Genomic DNA, 1,064 nt, shown 5'->3' on the forward strand with positions numbered 1-1,064 from the left:
TGGGACAGTCTGCCGAAGCCGCGTGAGATCTATGAGTTCCTGGACTCGTACGTGATCGGGCAGGATCAGGCGAAGAAGGCTTTGTCGGTGGCGGTGTACAACCACTACAAGCGTGTGCGTTCGGAGGGTGAGCGTCCGGGCGATGAGGGTGTGGAGATCGCCAAGTCCAACATTTTGCTGTTGGGGCCGACGGGGTCGGGGAAGACGTTGTTGGCGCAGACGCTGGCGCGGATTCTGAATGTTCCGTTCGCGATCGCGGACGCGACGGCGCTGACCGAGGCGGGGTATGTCGGTGAGGATGTGGAGAACATCCTGTTGAAGTTGATCCAGGCGGCCGATTATGACGTGAAGAAGGCCGAGACGGGGATCATCTACATCGATGAGGTCGACAAGGTCGCGCGTAAGAGTGAGAATCCCTCGATCACGCGTGATGTGTCGGGTGAGGGTGTGCAGCAGGCGTTGTTGAAGATCCTGGAGGGGACGACGGCGTCGGTGCCGCCGCAGGGTGGTCGGAAGCATCCGCACCAGGAGTTCATCCAGATCGATACGACGAATGTGTTGTTCATCTGTGGTGGTGCGTTCGCGGGTCTGGAGAAGTTGATCGAGTCGCGTGCGGGTCGTCAGGGGATGGGGTTCAACGCGGTGTTGCGTCCCAAGTCCGAGGTGGCGGAGTCGGCGCTGTTCGGTGAGGTGATGCCGGAGGACCTGTTGAAGTTCGGGATGATTCCGGAGTTCATCGGGCGGTTGCCGGTGATCACGAGTGTGCATGATCTGGATCGTCGGGCGTTGGTGGAGATTCTGACGCGTCCGCGGAATGCTCTGGTGAAGCAGTATCAGCGGTTGTTCGAGTTGGACGGCGTGGAGTTGGAGTTCACGTCGGATGCGTTGGAGGCGATCGCTGAGCAGGGGATCATTCGGGGGACGGGAGCTCGTGGGTTGCGGGCGATCATCGAGGAGGTGTTGTTGTCGGTGATGTATGAGGTGCCTTCGCGTGAGGATGTGGGTCAGGTGATCATTACGCGGGAGACGGTGATCGACAACGTGAACCCCACGATCGTGCCGCG

General features: G+C 60.2%; 1 protein-coding gene. It reads left to right on the top strand.

Features of this window, described 5'->3' with window-relative positions:
* On the top strand, nt 1-1,064 hold a 1,064-nt coding region (clpX, locus tag ADL05_RS27625), incomplete at both ends, for an ATP-dependent Clp protease ATP-binding subunit ClpX (RefSeq protein WP_053619959.1).

Source organism: Nocardiopsis sp. NRRL B-16309 (assembly GCF_001279585.1).
Classification (GTDB): Bacteria; Actinomycetota; Actinomycetes; order Streptosporangiales; family Streptosporangiaceae; genus Nocardiopsis.